The sequence below is a fragment of the Canibacter oris genome, assembly GCF_014197205.1.
GTDB lineage: Bacteria > Actinomycetota > Actinomycetes > Actinomycetales > Microbacteriaceae > Canibacter > Canibacter oris.
Window position 1 is genome coordinate 43,697 of record NZ_JACIFD010000004.1, and the last position, 13,609, is coordinate 57,305.

Annotated in this window: 13 protein-coding genes and 1 CRISPR repeat array; of the genes, 10 read left to right on the plus strand and 3 right to left on the minus strand. The window is 54.0% G+C overall.

The genetic code is table 11. The annotated features are described in order from the left end of the window. Positions 1-4: 4 nt before the first annotated feature. From cas1 to F5897_RS02490, 3 genes are all read left to right on the plus strand, one after another. Positions 5-946 (plus strand): type II CRISPR-associated endonuclease Cas1, encoded by a 942-nt coding sequence (cas1, locus tag F5897_RS02480; protein WP_183304343.1) that lies wholly within the window; start codon positions 5-7, stop codon positions 944-946. Positions 947-971: 25 nt separating this feature from the next. Next, a complete protein-coding gene (cas2, locus tag F5897_RS02485) occupies positions 972-1,268 on the plus strand; it encodes a CRISPR-associated endonuclease Cas2 (protein ID WP_281375774.1) in 297 nt (98 codons plus the stop codon). A gap of 72 nt (positions 1,269-1,340) precedes the next feature. Beyond that, a CRISPR array of direct repeats spans positions 1,341-2,431; the repeat unit is 36 nt; unit sequence AGTCTATCAGATTGGGAAATGAGCCCTGGCCACAAC. Positions 2,432-2,860: 429 nt separating this feature from the next. Then, positions 2,861-4,510, plus strand: coding sequence for an alpha/beta hydrolase (locus tag F5897_RS02490; RefSeq protein WP_183304344.1), 1,650 nt, complete (start codon positions 2,861-2,863; stop codon positions 4,508-4,510). Positions 4,511-4,574: 64 nt separating this feature from the next. On the opposite strand, the gene F5897_RS02495 is transcribed toward F5897_RS02490, so the two are convergent. Beyond that, positions 4,575-5,747 (minus strand): AAA family ATPase, encoded by a 1,173-nt coding sequence (locus tag F5897_RS02495; RefSeq protein WP_183304345.1) that lies wholly within the window; start codon positions 5,745-5,747, stop codon positions 4,575-4,577. Between the two features lie 267 nt (positions 5,748-6,014). On the opposite strand from F5897_RS02495, the gene F5897_RS02500 reads away from it, so the two are divergent. The 5 genes from F5897_RS02500 to F5897_RS02520 all read left to right on the plus strand — a co-directional run bounded on the left by F5897_RS02500 (position 6,015) and on the right by F5897_RS02520 (position 11,216). Beyond that, entirely contained in the window at positions 6,015-6,440 is a 426-nt protein-coding gene (locus F5897_RS02500; RefSeq protein WP_183304346.1) for a thioredoxin domain-containing protein, read from the plus strand. 27 nt (positions 6,441-6,467) lie between these two features. Next, positions 6,468-8,138 (plus strand): cytochrome c biogenesis protein DipZ, encoded by a 1,671-nt coding sequence (locus tag F5897_RS02505; protein WP_183304347.1) that lies wholly within the window; start codon positions 6,468-6,470, stop codon positions 8,136-8,138. Positions 8,139-8,154: 16 nt separating this feature from the next. Further along, positions 8,155-8,847 carry a response regulator transcription factor gene (locus tag F5897_RS02510; protein WP_343048753.1) on the plus strand — a complete coding sequence of 231 codons (693 nt, stop codon included), beginning with the start codon at positions 8,155-8,157 and terminating at the stop codon, positions 8,845-8,847. A 2-nt stretch (positions 8,848-8,849) separates the two neighbouring features. Beyond that, the gene (locus tag F5897_RS02515; RefSeq protein ID WP_183304349.1) at positions 8,850-9,890 is read left to right on the plus strand and encodes a sensor histidine kinase; all 1,041 of its coding nucleotides are present in this window, start codon (positions 8,850-8,852) and stop codon (positions 9,888-9,890) included. Between the two features lie 72 nt (positions 9,891-9,962). After that, positions 9,963-11,216 carry an MFS transporter gene (locus tag F5897_RS02520; RefSeq protein ID WP_183304350.1) on the plus strand — a complete coding sequence of 418 codons (1,254 nt, stop codon included), beginning with the start codon at positions 9,963-9,965 and terminating at the stop codon, positions 11,214-11,216. Between the two features lie 47 nt (positions 11,217-11,263). Here the strand turns inward: F5897_RS02520 and F5897_RS02525 are convergent, their stop codons facing one another. Both F5897_RS02525 and F5897_RS02530 read right to left on the minus strand, forming a co-directional pair. After that, entirely contained in the window at positions 11,264-11,605 is a 342-nt protein-coding gene (locus F5897_RS02525; protein ID WP_183304351.1) for a cupin domain-containing protein, read from the minus strand. Then, positions 11,602-12,432 carry a methyltransferase domain-containing protein gene (locus F5897_RS02530; RefSeq protein ID WP_183304352.1) on the minus strand — a complete coding sequence of 277 codons (831 nt, stop codon included), beginning with the start codon at positions 12,430-12,432 and terminating at the stop codon, positions 11,602-11,604. The genes F5897_RS02525 and F5897_RS02530 overlap by 4 nt, the downstream gene beginning before the upstream one ends. Positions 12,433-12,652: 220 nt before the next feature. Here F5897_RS02530 and rplM point away from each other — a divergent pair, with 220 nt between their 5' ends. After that, a complete protein-coding gene (gene rplM, locus F5897_RS02535; RefSeq protein ID WP_124824509.1) occupies positions 12,653-13,099 on the plus strand; it encodes a 50S ribosomal protein L13 in 447 nt (148 codons plus the stop codon). Positions 13,100-13,127: 28 nt separating this feature from the next. Beyond that, entirely contained in the window at positions 13,128-13,604 is a 477-nt protein-coding gene (gene rpsI / locus F5897_RS02540; protein ID WP_124824508.1) for a 30S ribosomal protein S9, read from the plus strand. Positions 13,605-13,609 lie beyond the last annotated feature (5 nt).

Genomic DNA, 13,609 nt, shown 5'->3' on the forward strand with positions numbered 1-13,609 from the left:
TCCAATGTTTGGGCGGATTATTGAGATAACTGAGACAGGCCGCACTCTGAGATTAAACCTCGGTTCGGTTGAAATATTTGATTCCAATGGCGCTAAGCTCGCACGTATTGCATTGGATGAAATTGCAGGGATTATCTGCTACCCGCACGGATCTTTAGTTACGGCAGCACTAATGGCTGAACTGGCGCGCAGAAACATTCCACTTGTCGTTAGCGGTAACGACTTTTCTCCTGTTGGTGTGCTAACCGCACTTGACGGTAATTTCGAGCAAGCGAAACGCATTGAGGCGCAAATAAATTCTTCTGCGCCTCGCAAAAAGCAGCTTTGGGCCGATGTTGTACGTCAGAAAATCGCGATGCAAGCTTTGGCTTTAGAGATTGCGGGAAGCCCTAATCTGACAGTTGCTAATTTGCGTACCCAGGTGCGCTCCGGGGATTCACAAAACTGTGAGGCGCAAGCGGCACGATTATATTTCACAACTTTCTTCGGTAATGATTTTCGGAGAGATAGAGATTTGCCGGGGATAAATGCACTACTCAATTATGGGTATGCGGTTTTGCGTGCAAGCACAGCGCGTGCTTTGGTTGCAGCTGGTTTGCACCCTAGTATTGGTATTTTTCATCGGAATGCTTATAACGGTATGCGTTTAGCGGATGACATTATGGAGCCGTTTCGGCCGCTTGTTGATTTGCGGGTACGGGCGTTGACTGTGGATGGCGTGGCAGCGGTTACGCCTGAGACCAAAAGGGCACTTGTGGATGTACTCTCAACTGATGTGCCGCACATCAGGGGAATCACTCCGGTGAGTGTTGCTGTGCAGTATGCGGCAACTTCTCTTGCAAAGTGTTTTCTCGGAGACGCTAAGAAAATAGAGTTTCCTGTGGCGAGCATGCAAGATCTTTATTTTGATTTTATGTCTTTACCTCGTTGGTGGCAGAATGTCTGAGCTGAGTGGTTATCGAATTATGTGGATGCTAGTTATGTTTGACTTACCGACTTTAACCCGAAAGCAGAGAAAAGCTGCAACGGAATTTCGGACTGCGCTTTTGAAGTCTGGTTTTCAGATGGCCCAGTTGAGTGTGTACATGAAGTATTGTCGTGATAAGGCAGAAGTGGATAGACTCACTATTTGGTTGACTCAGATTGTGCCGTCAGATGGCAAGCTTGACATAATTATGATTACTGATAAACAGTATGAAAATATTGTGACGTTGTATGGTGAGCGTAAGATTGCGCGTGAAAATCCGCCAAGCCTGACACTGTTTTGACTGTATTAGGAAGAAATTGATAACACTCTTTCCTTGAATTTCCTTGATTTTTTGCGGAAAAATCAAGGAAAGAGTCTATCAGATTGGGAAATGAGCCCTGGCCACAACGGCAGCATAGGTGCCTTTCTTCCATTCAGAGTCTATCAGATTGGGAAATGAGCCCTGGCCACAACTGCAGCGGAATCACGGCGCACACGCCGCCTAGTCTATCAGATTGGGAAATGAGCCCTGGCCACAACATAGACATCGGGCGAATTTCGAGAAGAGACAGTCTATCAGATTGGGAAATGAGCCCTGGCCACAACACTAATGCTGAGCTTGATGAGTGGCGCATAAGTCTATCAGATTGGGAAATGAGCCCTGGCCACAACTAAGGGCTTTCTTTGAAACCTGCAATAATGAGTCTATCAGATTGGGAAATGAGCCCTGGCCACAACCTGTGGCACACCGCTGTGACAACAGAGTGAAGTCTATCAGATTGGGAAATGAGCCCTGGCCACAACCACGCCAATCGCAACCAGTACACCTGGCAGAGTCTATCAGATTGGGAAATGAGCCCTGGCCACAACCCAACGTGCTCAGGGTGGTGAGCCGGTAAGAGTCTATCAGATTGGGAAATGAGCCCTGGCCACAACCAACGAGCACCGCGCATGGCAGCACGCACTAGTCTATCAGATTGGGAAATGAGCCCTGGCCACAACTTTACGTTCGACATGCCGCGACGCGTCAACAGTCTATCAGATTGGGAAATGAGCCCTGGCCACAACTAAAGAGTTTATGGCAGCATTGATTAACCAAGTCTATCAGATTGGGAAATGAGCCCTGGCCACAACCGGTCACCTTTTGCATCATTAAACTAACAGAGTCTATCAGATTGGGAAATGAGCCCTGGCCACAACCACGGTGACGGCGTGTATGTGCCTTTTGTCAGTCTATCAGATTGGGAAATGAGCCCTGGCCACAACCATCACTGAGACTGGGTTTTCTCCTGGCTTAGTCTATCAGATTGGGAAATGAGCCCTGGCCACAACTTACGCGCCAAACCCAAAATGTGCGCCACCAGTCTATCAGATTGGGAAATGAGCCCTGGCCACAACCTTCTGCTGCATGCTTGTCCACTCCTTGCAAGTCTATCAGATTGGGAAATGAGCCCTGGCGACAACCGAAACACTGTACAGAATAAATGCATGGCGAGTAGATTAACGCTCGTTTTTTGGCGCTTTTTCAGCTGGTTAGCTTGAGGGTTTTGTTGGGTTGGGGATAGTTGGTGATGAACATTTATCGCAAAACTCACCTTGAAGAATATGTTAACAAAGCTGCTTTATCTTGTAGTCAGCGGATAAATTGTTTTTCTTTGTTCTGAATAACTCGCTTGATTAATAATTTCAGCATTTGCTGCGGCGGCTGCGTGGTGAAAATATAGACTCCACAGACACTGTGATCGGTGATTTTATTTCTGCGAACTTTGCTAGATAAAGTGCCCTAGTTAGGTGCTTAAGACACGTCAACTGTGAAGTAAGAAAGATATTTCATACGAGTGCATTAGGATATGTTGAGAAATGCGCTAATGATAAAGGTAAGGGTCGAAAAAAATGAAGCTTCTAAAGGGCGGTGCAGCGTTAGTCGCCCTGTTAATGTTGGCGAGCTGCAGCAATACAGGCCTGGGTCTAAATGTCTCCGATGTAAGCGGCTCAGCCAGTGACGGTCCACATGCAGCAGCCGATCGTGTCATTGATGCTACTGAGATTAGCGCCGGTCAAAACGGTACAAAGATTGTGCGCCTAGACCTTGGTAACAGCGAAATCGGCGAGTATGCAGTGCCTGTTAGGGGCACACTGGTGCTCCCGACCTCGACGTCAGCGGCAGAAGCTGCTCCAGCAGAATCGGGCGGTGCAGCTGCGAAGCAACCGCTGATTATCGTTAACCATCTGCGGGCACCGGGATGCAGCGACGACACCTTTGCCTACCCCTGTACGAACAGCACAGAGCGGCGTTTTGACATCGGTATGACATACCTTGGTGAACACCTGGCAGAGCAGGGATATGCTGTGCTGATCCCTGATTTATCTCCGGTGTGGGTTGGCGCCGACGTCGCATCGCCCTACGACCAGACTAAGCTCTGGCAACAGGTAGTATCGCGTTTTGTAGCCGAGTTTGAAAATCAAAATAGCGCAGCGTTGCAGGGGATAGACACCTCGCAGCTTGACACCTCCCAGCTGGGATTGGTGCTGCACTCGCGCTCAGGCATCTTGGTGAATCCAGCTGTTGAACTATTTGGTGCTGCTCGGATTAAAGGGGTGCTTGCCTACGGCGCAGCATACGATACTTTTGATGCAGAAATGTTGAGCCCGGCACCGGCTGATGTGCCTTACCTCGCGGTTAGCGGTGACCTAGACGCTGACGTTGGAGCAAGTGCGAATTTGTGGCTGGGGGCGCATTTGGGGCTGCCGCGATCCACCCCTGCGATTGCAGCGACTGTTCCGGGGCTTGGGCACATGTATGTCAATAGGGTGCTGTCAGATGCTGGGCTCGATGACCGCATCGGTTGCGAAGAACTCGACTGTCCTGATGCCGCGGAACACGAACGTTTTCTGCGCGAGGTTGCGGCAGACTGGTTTGGGTGGGCGTTTTATGGCGCAGATACGAGCATCCCGGTTACTGCGGGAGAATTTGACGGTGCGGCAGAACTGGCAGAACTGGCAGGATTGCCGGCGCGCTGGCTAGCTGCGAGTCCGGCTGCTTCGTCAGAGCAGCGCGTGACCCTCGACGCAGCAGCTTTTAAAGCTTTTGATGGGGGATCGGCAACCCTGTGCGTGCACCCGGATCCGATGCAACCAGGCCAGCCTGATAACGCCTGCCCAGAGCCAACTAAAGGGGTGACAGAAGTTGCTCCGGTGACACCGGTTAACGTGCTGCAGCGGGCGCGGGCGGAAACCACGGTGACCGAGGTGCGAACAGTGGCTGTGCACGTGGCTCCGCACGGTAGTTCTGAGCTTGAGGCGGATGCCACAGCGTTGTTAATGACACTGCGTTTTGCCGACGGTACAACTTGGGAGCAGCAGCTTACTCCGGCGCATCCGGTGCTGCGTAATCGTGCCACAGCGACCGATAACGGCCAGTATCTGCTGGGCACCGTCAGGCTTGTAGTGCCCGCTGAGTACGCAGGGAAAGCCGTGACCGCGGTGGAATTGCGGGCCCCGGCAGCGCCGGTAGAGTTGCGCGCGGTGGATCTGCTGCGCTGAGTTTGCTGTGCCGGCAGAGGTTGCTGCCGGTGAGCAATGCAGCAGCAGTGTTTGCTGCTGCGGTTTAGAAATTGTATGCCGAGTGCTCAGCCTGCTGTAGCTCGCGCAGATATTCGCGCAGATGGGGCAGTGCAAAAGTCACTTTGCCGCTGCCAGCCGTGAGGATCATCTCCGCGTCTATTAAGCGTTTACGGTAGTTGTTGGTGTACTGCGGTGACTGCCCTAAGCGATTAGCGATATCGCTGATTTTAGAGGGGCCATTATCGTGCGCCATCGCCTGCAGAAAAGCCCTGTCGACGTCGGAGAGATCTGCCAAAGAGGGCTCATGCACAAGTTTGTTGAGACGGCGCTTTGCGGTTGCCACCGCGGTTTCAGCGAGCTGCATAGTCACATGTTTGGCATTTGCTGTACGGAACGCCTGGGACCCGATGAGCTGAATCATAAAGGGATAACCACCGCACTCGGCTGCAGCGTACTGTAGCGCCTGTGAATCCCAGACGATGCCAGCTTCCTGCATCGGTTGCTGCAGTCCTGCCATTACCTCTTGTTGGGGGATCGGCTCTAGCTCGATAAGGTTGGCGCGGCGCAGAAAGGTTACCGGGTTTTTGCCTCGGTCTGCGGCTAGCAGTGGTTTGATTGCGGAAGGGATGCCTGCCATTACAACCGCGATTTCGCGGTCTTCACGCACTAAATGCTGGGTGATGGCGCCGAGCTCAATCACCTCATTGTTGCGGCGGTGATGCAGCTCGTCTAGTGTAATCAACACGCCTGAGGGTTCGAGATTAAACTGTTCTGCCTTGACGGTTTGGAGCTGTAGTAGATCTGTAAGGGCATCGCGCAGATCGTAGGTATCGCGAATATTGGGGTTGGTGTCCCAGGTTAAGTAGAGCCCGAGCGAGAAAAACTCGATGCCGAAGGATGTCAGTGTTTTACCGCCCAGCTCCTTTTCTTCGCGTTGCAGTTCACGCACCACTCGGCGCTTTAATCGCTCAGTGAAGCCACTGGTTGCGGTCTCGGTGAAAACTAGCCAGCCACGTTGTTGCGCTGACAGCGCAAAGCGGTCTAACATCACGGTTTTACCGCTGCCGCGCGCCCCTACAATCAGTGACACGCGCTCGTGTGATCCGGGACCGGAGTCCAGAGCTAATTCAAAATCAGCTACCTCCTGCTGGCGCCCTACGAGGAGTGGCGGGGTGGCGCCGAGGGTGGCGGTGAAAGGATTCTTGCTGCTGCCCATTGTTGTTTAACCTTGTTTATTTTATTTACATGATGTGTTTTGTAAATGTTACCGCTGCGTGCTGGAAATTTGTTTATTTAGCCTTATTTATTTTATTTAAGTAGGTAATTTGTGCGCCTTAAAACGTAATAATTTGGTAAGAAAATCACCCCTAGAGCGGTAACATGTGTCAGACATCCTAGAACTATGAACAAAAAAACAACAGCAATTGTGTCCCTGCTCGTAGCTTCAACTTTCGCTCTCACCGGTTGTTCCGGAGGAGACAAAATGGAAGCGGACAAGGCAATGAGCGGTGACAGCATGATGACTGAAAGTAAAACCGACTCCATGCAGCACGATGCCATGAGCGGCGACGCGATGGAGCACGATGCTATGATGGGCACCTCGTTTATCACCTACAAAGAATACTCAGAGTCAATGAGTAAATACGATGGTAGCAAGGTGGTGCTGTTCTTTGCTGGAGAAGATGCAACCAGCACCGCGATTGAAAAAGAGTTCACGGACGATATGGCCAAAGTGCCTGAAGGCTACACAGTGGTGCGCGTGAAGCATACCGCGCATATGGATGTGGCGCAGCAGTATGCAGTCACCACAACACCTACCTTCGTTGAACTAGATAACACCGGGAAAGCCAAAGCAAGCTGGCAGCCGAAAACCGCCGCTGACCTGGTGATGGATGCTATGAGTAACTAATTCCAAGGAGCAATGAACAATTAAATCATGCTAGTAACAATAGTACTTTCACTCTTTGCCGGGGTGATTTCGGTACTAGCGCCGTGCGTCCTGCCTTTTCTCCCAGTTATTGTGGGAGGAAGTCTGGGCGCACGCTCGCGTCTTAGGCCGTACCTCATCTCTCTCGGACTCGTAGTATCGCTACTGCTTTTCACGCTGCTGTTAAAAGTGTCGAGCCTAGCAATCGGCATTGACCCGCGATTTTGGCAAATCGCCTCCGGGGTGCTGGTGATTATTCTTGGCATCTTCATGCTCTTCCCAGATTTGTGGACCAAAATTTCCATTGCGCTGCGGCTGAACGCGGGCTCTCACAAGCTGCTAAACCGGGCCCAAAACAGTGGCAACGGTGCAGTGTCTGCGGTGCTCACAGGTGCGGCTTTGGGGCCGGTGTTTAGCTCCTGTAGCCCGGTGTATGCGTGGGTTATCGCCACCATTTTGCCGGTGCAGCCGTTCGAGGGTTTCCTTTACATCAGTGCTTACTGCATCGGTATGGCCGGTGCCCTATTGGTGATTTCGCTGGCGGGACGGAAGCTAATTAGCAAACTAGGGTGGGCGAGTAATCCAAAGGGCTGGTTCCAACGAATTATTGCGATTCTGTTTATTGCCGTTGGTGTCTTTGTGGCAACAGGGCTCGATAAAAAAGTGCAGGCATGGACGGTGGATCACCTGCCACTTATCTCTGACATCGAGCATCAGCTAATTCCCGATGGCGGCGGGCAGTCGGCATCCGGTTCACAGCAAAATCCCGGTACTGGCCCGGATGCTCCAGAATTTCGGGGGATTGCAGAGTGGATTAACAGTGATCCGCTAACCCTTGAGAGTCTGCGCGGCAAGGTGGTGCTGGTTGATTTCTGGACATACTCGTGCATTAACTGCATCCGCACCCAGCCATACCTCAATGCCTGGTACGACCGGTACCACGATCAAGGTTTTGAAATTATCGGAGTGCATGCCCCGGAATTTGCCTTTGAGAAGGATCCGAGCAACGTGCAACGAGCTGTCACAGATGCTGCAATTAAATACCCGGTTGCGCTCGACAACGATTTTAAAACCTGGGCCGCCTACAAAAACCGCTATTGGCCAGCAAAGTACCTGATTGATCAGAACGGCAAAGTTGTGTGGACACACTTCGGGGAAGGTGATTACGATGAAGCCGAAGCGCAAATTCGCCAACTGCTTGGTGACACCGGTGAAAAATCTGCAGCCGTTACCGGAGCAGCCACTGCCAGCCCCCATCAGTCGCCAGAAACCTATCTCGGCACAAACCGCGCTCGCGGCTTTGTTGGCAAGCCTTTGCTGCGTGACGGGGTTACTTATTACACTACAGGCGCCGTCACCGATACCAACACCTGGTCGCTGCAGGGGCAGTGGCAGGTCGATGGGGAGTCAGTTACCGCAGTCGCAGCAGGTGCCAGCCTCACCTATAAATTTGCCGGCAAGGAAATGTTTTTGGTGATGAGTGGCCCAGCCGGCGCTACCGTGGAAGTAACGGTTAATGGCGAAAAACATCACCTCGGAGTAGATGCCCCAAATGGCACCGCGCAAGTGGAGGAGGCAAGGCTCTATAAACTCGTGAAGTTTGATGAGTTGCAAAGCGGTGCAGAGGTGAAACTCACCTTTAGTGAAGGTGTTAAAGCAAATGCTTTCACTTTTGGATGACGGGTATACTCAGACCGTGAGTAAAATCCTAGTAGTTGACGATGACGCCACCGTGCGTGGCGTTGTCGTCGACTATCTTAAAGCTGATGGGCATGAGGTAGAACAAGCAGAAAACGGGCCAGACGCCTTGCTTATAGCCAATAAAAAACGTGACTTTGATTTAATCATTTTAGACCTCATGTTGCCTGGGTTAGACGGACTAGAGGTATTTCGCCGGCTTAAAAGCTCGCAACCTGAGTTGCAAATCATCATGCTGACAGCAAAAGTTGCCGAAGCAGATAGGATTTTGGGTCTGGAACTGGGAGCCGACGACTATCTCACTAAGCCGTTCAGTCCGCGAGAACTTGTGTTGCGTGTAAAAGCAGTGCTACGTCGGTTAGTGGCCACATCAAATCATTCCGCACACGATGTGGTTCGTGACGGTGATTTAGTGATTGATCTGGATAGCCGTAAAGCAACTCTCGCAAATCGGGAATTGAATTTAACGCTGCGGGAATTTGATTTGTTGGTACATCTGATGACCAACCCCAATATAGTGATGAGCCGCACAGAGTTGATGGGAGCTGTATGGGGTTGGGATTACGGAGATTCCACAACCGTAACTGTGCATGTGCGCAGACTACGCGGCAAGATAGAGCGTGATCCTTCACAGCCGACCAGGCTGGTTACGGTGTGGGGTCGTGGTTACCGGTGGGAGCCGACCTCGTGAGCATGTCAGTGCAATCTGTCTTTTTAACCCTTACCGTGACCGCGGTGGTGGGTATTTTGTGTGCGCTATTAACCCTGCGAGTGGCTCGGGTTTCAATGCGGTGGACAATGTTTTTGGCGCCGTTGTCAGTGGTGTTGTCAATCGCCGCCGGGCTCTACGCCGGTGTGCGAGAAATGCTGATTGATGAGCGTGTGCCGCTAATGATGTTACTAATTACTGCCCCGGTTGCTTTAGCCATCGGAGCTTTTGTTTCTGCTCGCGCACAACAGCAGGTGACACAGGCGCAAGAGCGTGCAGAGGCTGAACGTCGGGCTCGTGAAATAGAAGCCGGGAGAAGAGAGCTGATTACCTGGGTGTCGCATGATCTACGCACACCGTTAGCGGGTATCCGTGCAATGGGAGAAGCGTTAGAAGACGGAATCGTGGCGGATCCGCAACACTACTATCGGGCGATAGTTGCGGAAGCAAATCGTACTTCAGACATGGTTAACGACCTGATGGAATTAGCGGGGTTGCACAGTGGCACAGCTCGTCTAGCCACAGAGCCGGTTGTGCTCGGGGATATCGTCTCCGACCTCATTAACCAGTTAACCTCTCTTGCAGCGCAACGCCAGGTAACGCTCGCTGGCGGATCCACAACCCAGATGGAAATTAACGGTGACGCTAAACTTCTCACACGTGCTTTGCAAAACGTGATAGCAAACGCCATTACCTATACTGTTCCAGGGAGCACGGTGACGGCAGAGGTGTATGCGCTACCGGCTAGCAGTGCCGGCGCTGCTACGCACAGTGCAGTTCCAGCAACTGTTTGTGTAGCGGTGACGGATAGCTGCGGTGGGGTTAGCGCGGATACATTAGTGCGGGCTTTTGAAGCAGGGTGGCGGGGAGATGCTGCGCGCACTCCCGGAGCGCAAGCTGGCACCGGCTTGGGACTGGCAATCACTCGCGCAATCGTGCAGTCACACGGCGGCAAGGTTACACTGCATAATGTTGGTGCAGGCTGTCGGGTGGTGTGCGAAATTCCGGTTGGTGCAAAACCCTGACAAGATCAATCTGTGCTTAATTTTCGGGGTCACGCTTCCCTCGGCCGTGGTGCGGTGGTAAATTGATAGGATGTGGCTGACAAGCATCCTGTGATTACACAGCGCCGCACCTTGACGGTGCTCGCAATAACTCAAATTTTCGGCACCATCGGCCTTGGAGTCGCTCCTTCAATCGGGGTTTTGCTCGCGAGCATCGTAACAGACAACGAGGCCTTTGCTGGCATCGCTCGCACCGCATCCACCTTCGGCGCGGCGCTCTTCGGTATTCCGCTTGCTACTTTCGCGAGCCGTTTTGGGCGTCGCCCGGCGCTCAGCGTTGGTTGGTTTAGCGCGGCAATCGGGGCGTTGATTCTCGCTGGAGCAGCCCACTTAAGCTCATTACCATTGCTGGTATGTGGGCTCACCCTAATTGGTGCGGGCAACGCCGCTGGTATGCAAACCCGCTTTGCTGCTACTGATCGTGCACCTGCTGGCAGCAGCGGCAAAGCTCTTGCGCTCATCGTATGGATTGGCACTATTGGCTCGGTTTTAGGCCCGAACCTCGGGGTTCCCGGACGCTATCTGGGTGAACTATTCGGGCTTAACCTGTATGCCGCGGCATTTGCGCTCGCTGCGCTGATGCTCGCCGTTGCCGGAACTCTGATTTTCACCCTGTTGCGGCCGGATCCCCTGCAGCAGGTTTTAGCGCAGCAGCGGGGTGGTGGATCCACCACCGCCACCACCGGTCAGCCACCTCGCGGGTACGCCGCCAAGCTAGCAGCAATCTGGCAGCTCGTCGGCAGCAACCGCAATGCACGATACGCAACCGTGACTCTAGTAGGAGCCCATATTGTGATGGTTGCGATTATGACAATGACCCCGGTGCACCTGCAGCATCACGGCGGCAGCATCGAGTTGATTGGTATCACTATCAGCTTGCACGTGCTGGGCATGTACGGGCTATCGCCGCTCGCCGGTTACCTCGGAGATAAAATCGGGGCGCGGCCAACAATCCTGTTTGGCACGTTCCTACTTGCCGCCGCAATTGCGCTGTGTTTCGGGTTTGCTGACAGTCACTCTTTGATGATCCTTGCTTTGACTTTGCTCGGATTCGGGTGGTCGTTTGTGTTTGTGCCGGCGTCGGCGCTGTACGCGGTGTCATTGCCCGCGGCGCAGCGTGCCACCGCACAGGGCGGGCTTGATGCCGTGGCGAATCTGTGTGCGGCGCTCGCGGCACTGAGCTCCGGTTTGGTGATGTACGTTACAAGCTTTCCGAGTTTGGCGCTGCTGTGTGGTGTGTTTCTGGTGCCGTTACTGCTGCTGCGGCCGCAGCCGGCAGCAGGATAGCTGGGTGCTTCGCGAGGCGCCAGTCGCAGCCGCGCTGGCTGCGCGGTTTACATCGAGGCTGCCTCGCCGGTCAGCATAAACAGTGCCATCTTTGCTGGCGAATCTGCAATCACCGCGTGCGGGAGGCTCGGCGCAAAATGCACCACCCCGCCGGGTACAAGAGTAACCGTGCGGTCGGCAGCGGTGACCGTCAGCTCACCCTGCAGCGCCTGAATCAGAACCGGGTGCGGCGCAGCGTGCTCTGGCAGCCCCTGGCCCGTGTCAAACGCGAAAACCATAACTCGCACGCCCGCGGCAATAAAAGCCTGCTGCACCTGCTTTGCGCCTGGTTCGATGGTGACAAGCTGCGCCAAATCAGCGACGTTACTCATTGCTGCTGGATCAATCATGACCTGGCTCCTTTCTGTTCTTGTGCGGCGGATGCTGGCACCCGGGCCACAATCGCAACCCCCGCCAAATCTTTGCGGTGCTGCTTAAATACACGCCGCATCTCCAAGATGCGGGAGCGTAAGTCGCGGTCTCTTGCGACGTTGCGCAAAATTCGCAGCACGCCCAGCACACCCTCATCTGCTAGGTTACGTCGTGGCTGCAACAGCGCCATGGGTGCAGTGGCGTAGCCCTCCACCTCAAACCCCGCCTGTGTCAGCAAATCACACCACTCGCGCACGGTTAGAGGGCGAGCATTAACGCGGATCACGCGGGCCAGTGTTTGGCGCAGTGCGGTGGCGCGATCCGCCGCAATCTCATCTGGCACTAGCGCTAACTCGTGAATCGCATAGCGGCCACCGGGGCGCAGCAGGCGAAATGCCTCGGTCACAATTTCCTGTTTAGCTTTGTCGCCCTGCATGGTCAGCATCGCTTCGCCAATAACCACATCGGCGCTGGCGCTTGGAAACCCGCTTGCTTCAGCGGCGGCCTGCAGTACTGTGCCGCCAGCGGGCGCTACAGCCCTGGCCACTCGGGCGGCTGCCTCGGGATCTTTTTCGATGCCGCGATAAGATTTTGGATGAGCGGCTATGATTAGCGCCGCGGTGCGCCCCAAGCCTGGTGCGAACTCGACAACATCGGCAGCCGTGATGTGGGCGCGCTGCAACAGCTGTTGGGTGAGCTTTAAACCGCCGGGACGCAACACGCGTTTACCGGCGCGTGCCAGCACCCAGTGGCCGGCCGCGGTTGAGGTGGGTCGATCTGCTTGTGGGAGGGGAGTCTCGGTCATGCTCCCAGTCTAAAGACGCTGCGGAGATGTTGTCCATAGGATTTTGCTGGGAGTGACTTTTCCGGCTGCGGAATTGTGTAGTAACTGCGGGTGTGCTAGATTAATTGATGGTGCGCTTTTGCGCGCCCGAATGTGAGCCCTCCAAGGGTGCCAGCGCGTACGCGAAGCACCTGGAGCGGGATCCACGAACATCTCCATTTCGACAGAAAGCAGCACTTAAGTGACTCGCACATACACACCAAAAGCAGCTGACCAGCAGCATGACTGGCTAGTAATCGACGCAACCGACGTAGTGCTCGGTCGCCTCGCAGCTCAGGCAGCAGCTCTGCTCCGCGGCAAGCACAAGACCACCTTTGCTCCACATATGGACATGGGCGATTACGTTATCATCATCAACGCCGACAAGGTTGTTCTGACCAACGGCAAAGCAGCTAAAAAAGTTGCCTACCGCCACTCAGGATACCCAGGAGGCCTGACCGCAACCAGCTACACCGAGCTGCTTGCTGACAAGCCAGAGCGCGTAGTTGAAAAAGCTATCCGCGGCATGCTTCCAAAGAACTCACTCGGTCGCGATCAGTTCCGTAAGCTTAAGGTTTACGCTGGCGCTGAGCACCCACACGCTGCACAGCAGCCAACCGTGTACACCATCAGCCAGGTAGCGCAGTAAGCTCCGAGACGGAAAATAAGGAATTAAAGTGACTGAAGAGCAGACCGTAGCTACCGAAAGCTACACCACCGAGACTCCAGCAGCAGAGGCTCCAAAAGCAGCACGTCCAGCGCTTAGCGTTTCAGGCGCAGCTGTTGGCCGTCGCAAGCAGGCTGTTGCCCGCGTGCGTCTGACCCCTGGCAGCGGTGCAATTACCGTAAACGGCCGGGAGCTGGCAGACTACTTCCCAAACAAGCTGCACCAGCAGCTGATCACCGACCCATTCACCGTGCTTGAGCTCGGTGGCGCATACGACGTAGTTGCTCGTATCGCAGGCGGTGGCCCTTCAGGTCAGGCAGGCGCGCTGCGTCTCGCGATTGCTCGTGCGCTGAACGAGATCGACGTTGAGAACAACCGCCCAACCCTGAAGAAGGCAGGCTTCTTGAGCCGCGACGCTCGTATCAAAGAGCGGAAGAAGGCTGGTCTTAAGAAAGCTCGTAAGGCTCCACAGTACTCAAAGCGTTAAGCGGA

Coding starts and splice junctions, on each gene's coding strand:
- cas1 (WP_183304343.1), top strand. CDS start 5: ATGTTTGGGCGGATTATTGAGATAACTGAGACAGGCCGCACTCTGAGA.
- cas2 (WP_281375774.1), top strand. CDS start 972: ATGCTAGTTATGTTTGACTTACCGACTTTAACCCGAAAGCAGAGAAAA.
- F5897_RS02490 (WP_183304344.1), top strand. CDS start 2,861: ATGAAGCTTCTAAAGGGCGGTGCAGCGTTAGTCGCCCTGTTAATGTTG.
- F5897_RS02495 (WP_183304345.1), bottom strand. CDS start 5,747: ATGGGCAGCAGCAAGAATCCTTTCACCGCCACCCTCGGCGCCACCCCG.
- F5897_RS02500 (WP_183304346.1), top strand. CDS start 6,015: ATGGAAGCGGACAAGGCAATGAGCGGTGACAGCATGATGACTGAAAGT.
- F5897_RS02505 (WP_183304347.1), top strand. CDS start 6,468: ATGCTAGTAACAATAGTACTTTCACTCTTTGCCGGGGTGATTTCGGTA.
- F5897_RS02515 (WP_183304349.1), top strand. CDS start 8,850: ATGTCAGTGCAATCTGTCTTTTTAACCCTTACCGTGACCGCGGTGGTG.
- F5897_RS02525 (WP_183304351.1), bottom strand. CDS start 11,605: ATGATTGATCCAGCAGCAATGAGTAACGTCGCTGATTTGGCGCAGCTT.
- F5897_RS02530 (WP_183304352.1), bottom strand. CDS start 12,432: ATGACCGAGACTCCCCTCCCACAAGCAGATCGACCCACCTCAACCGCG.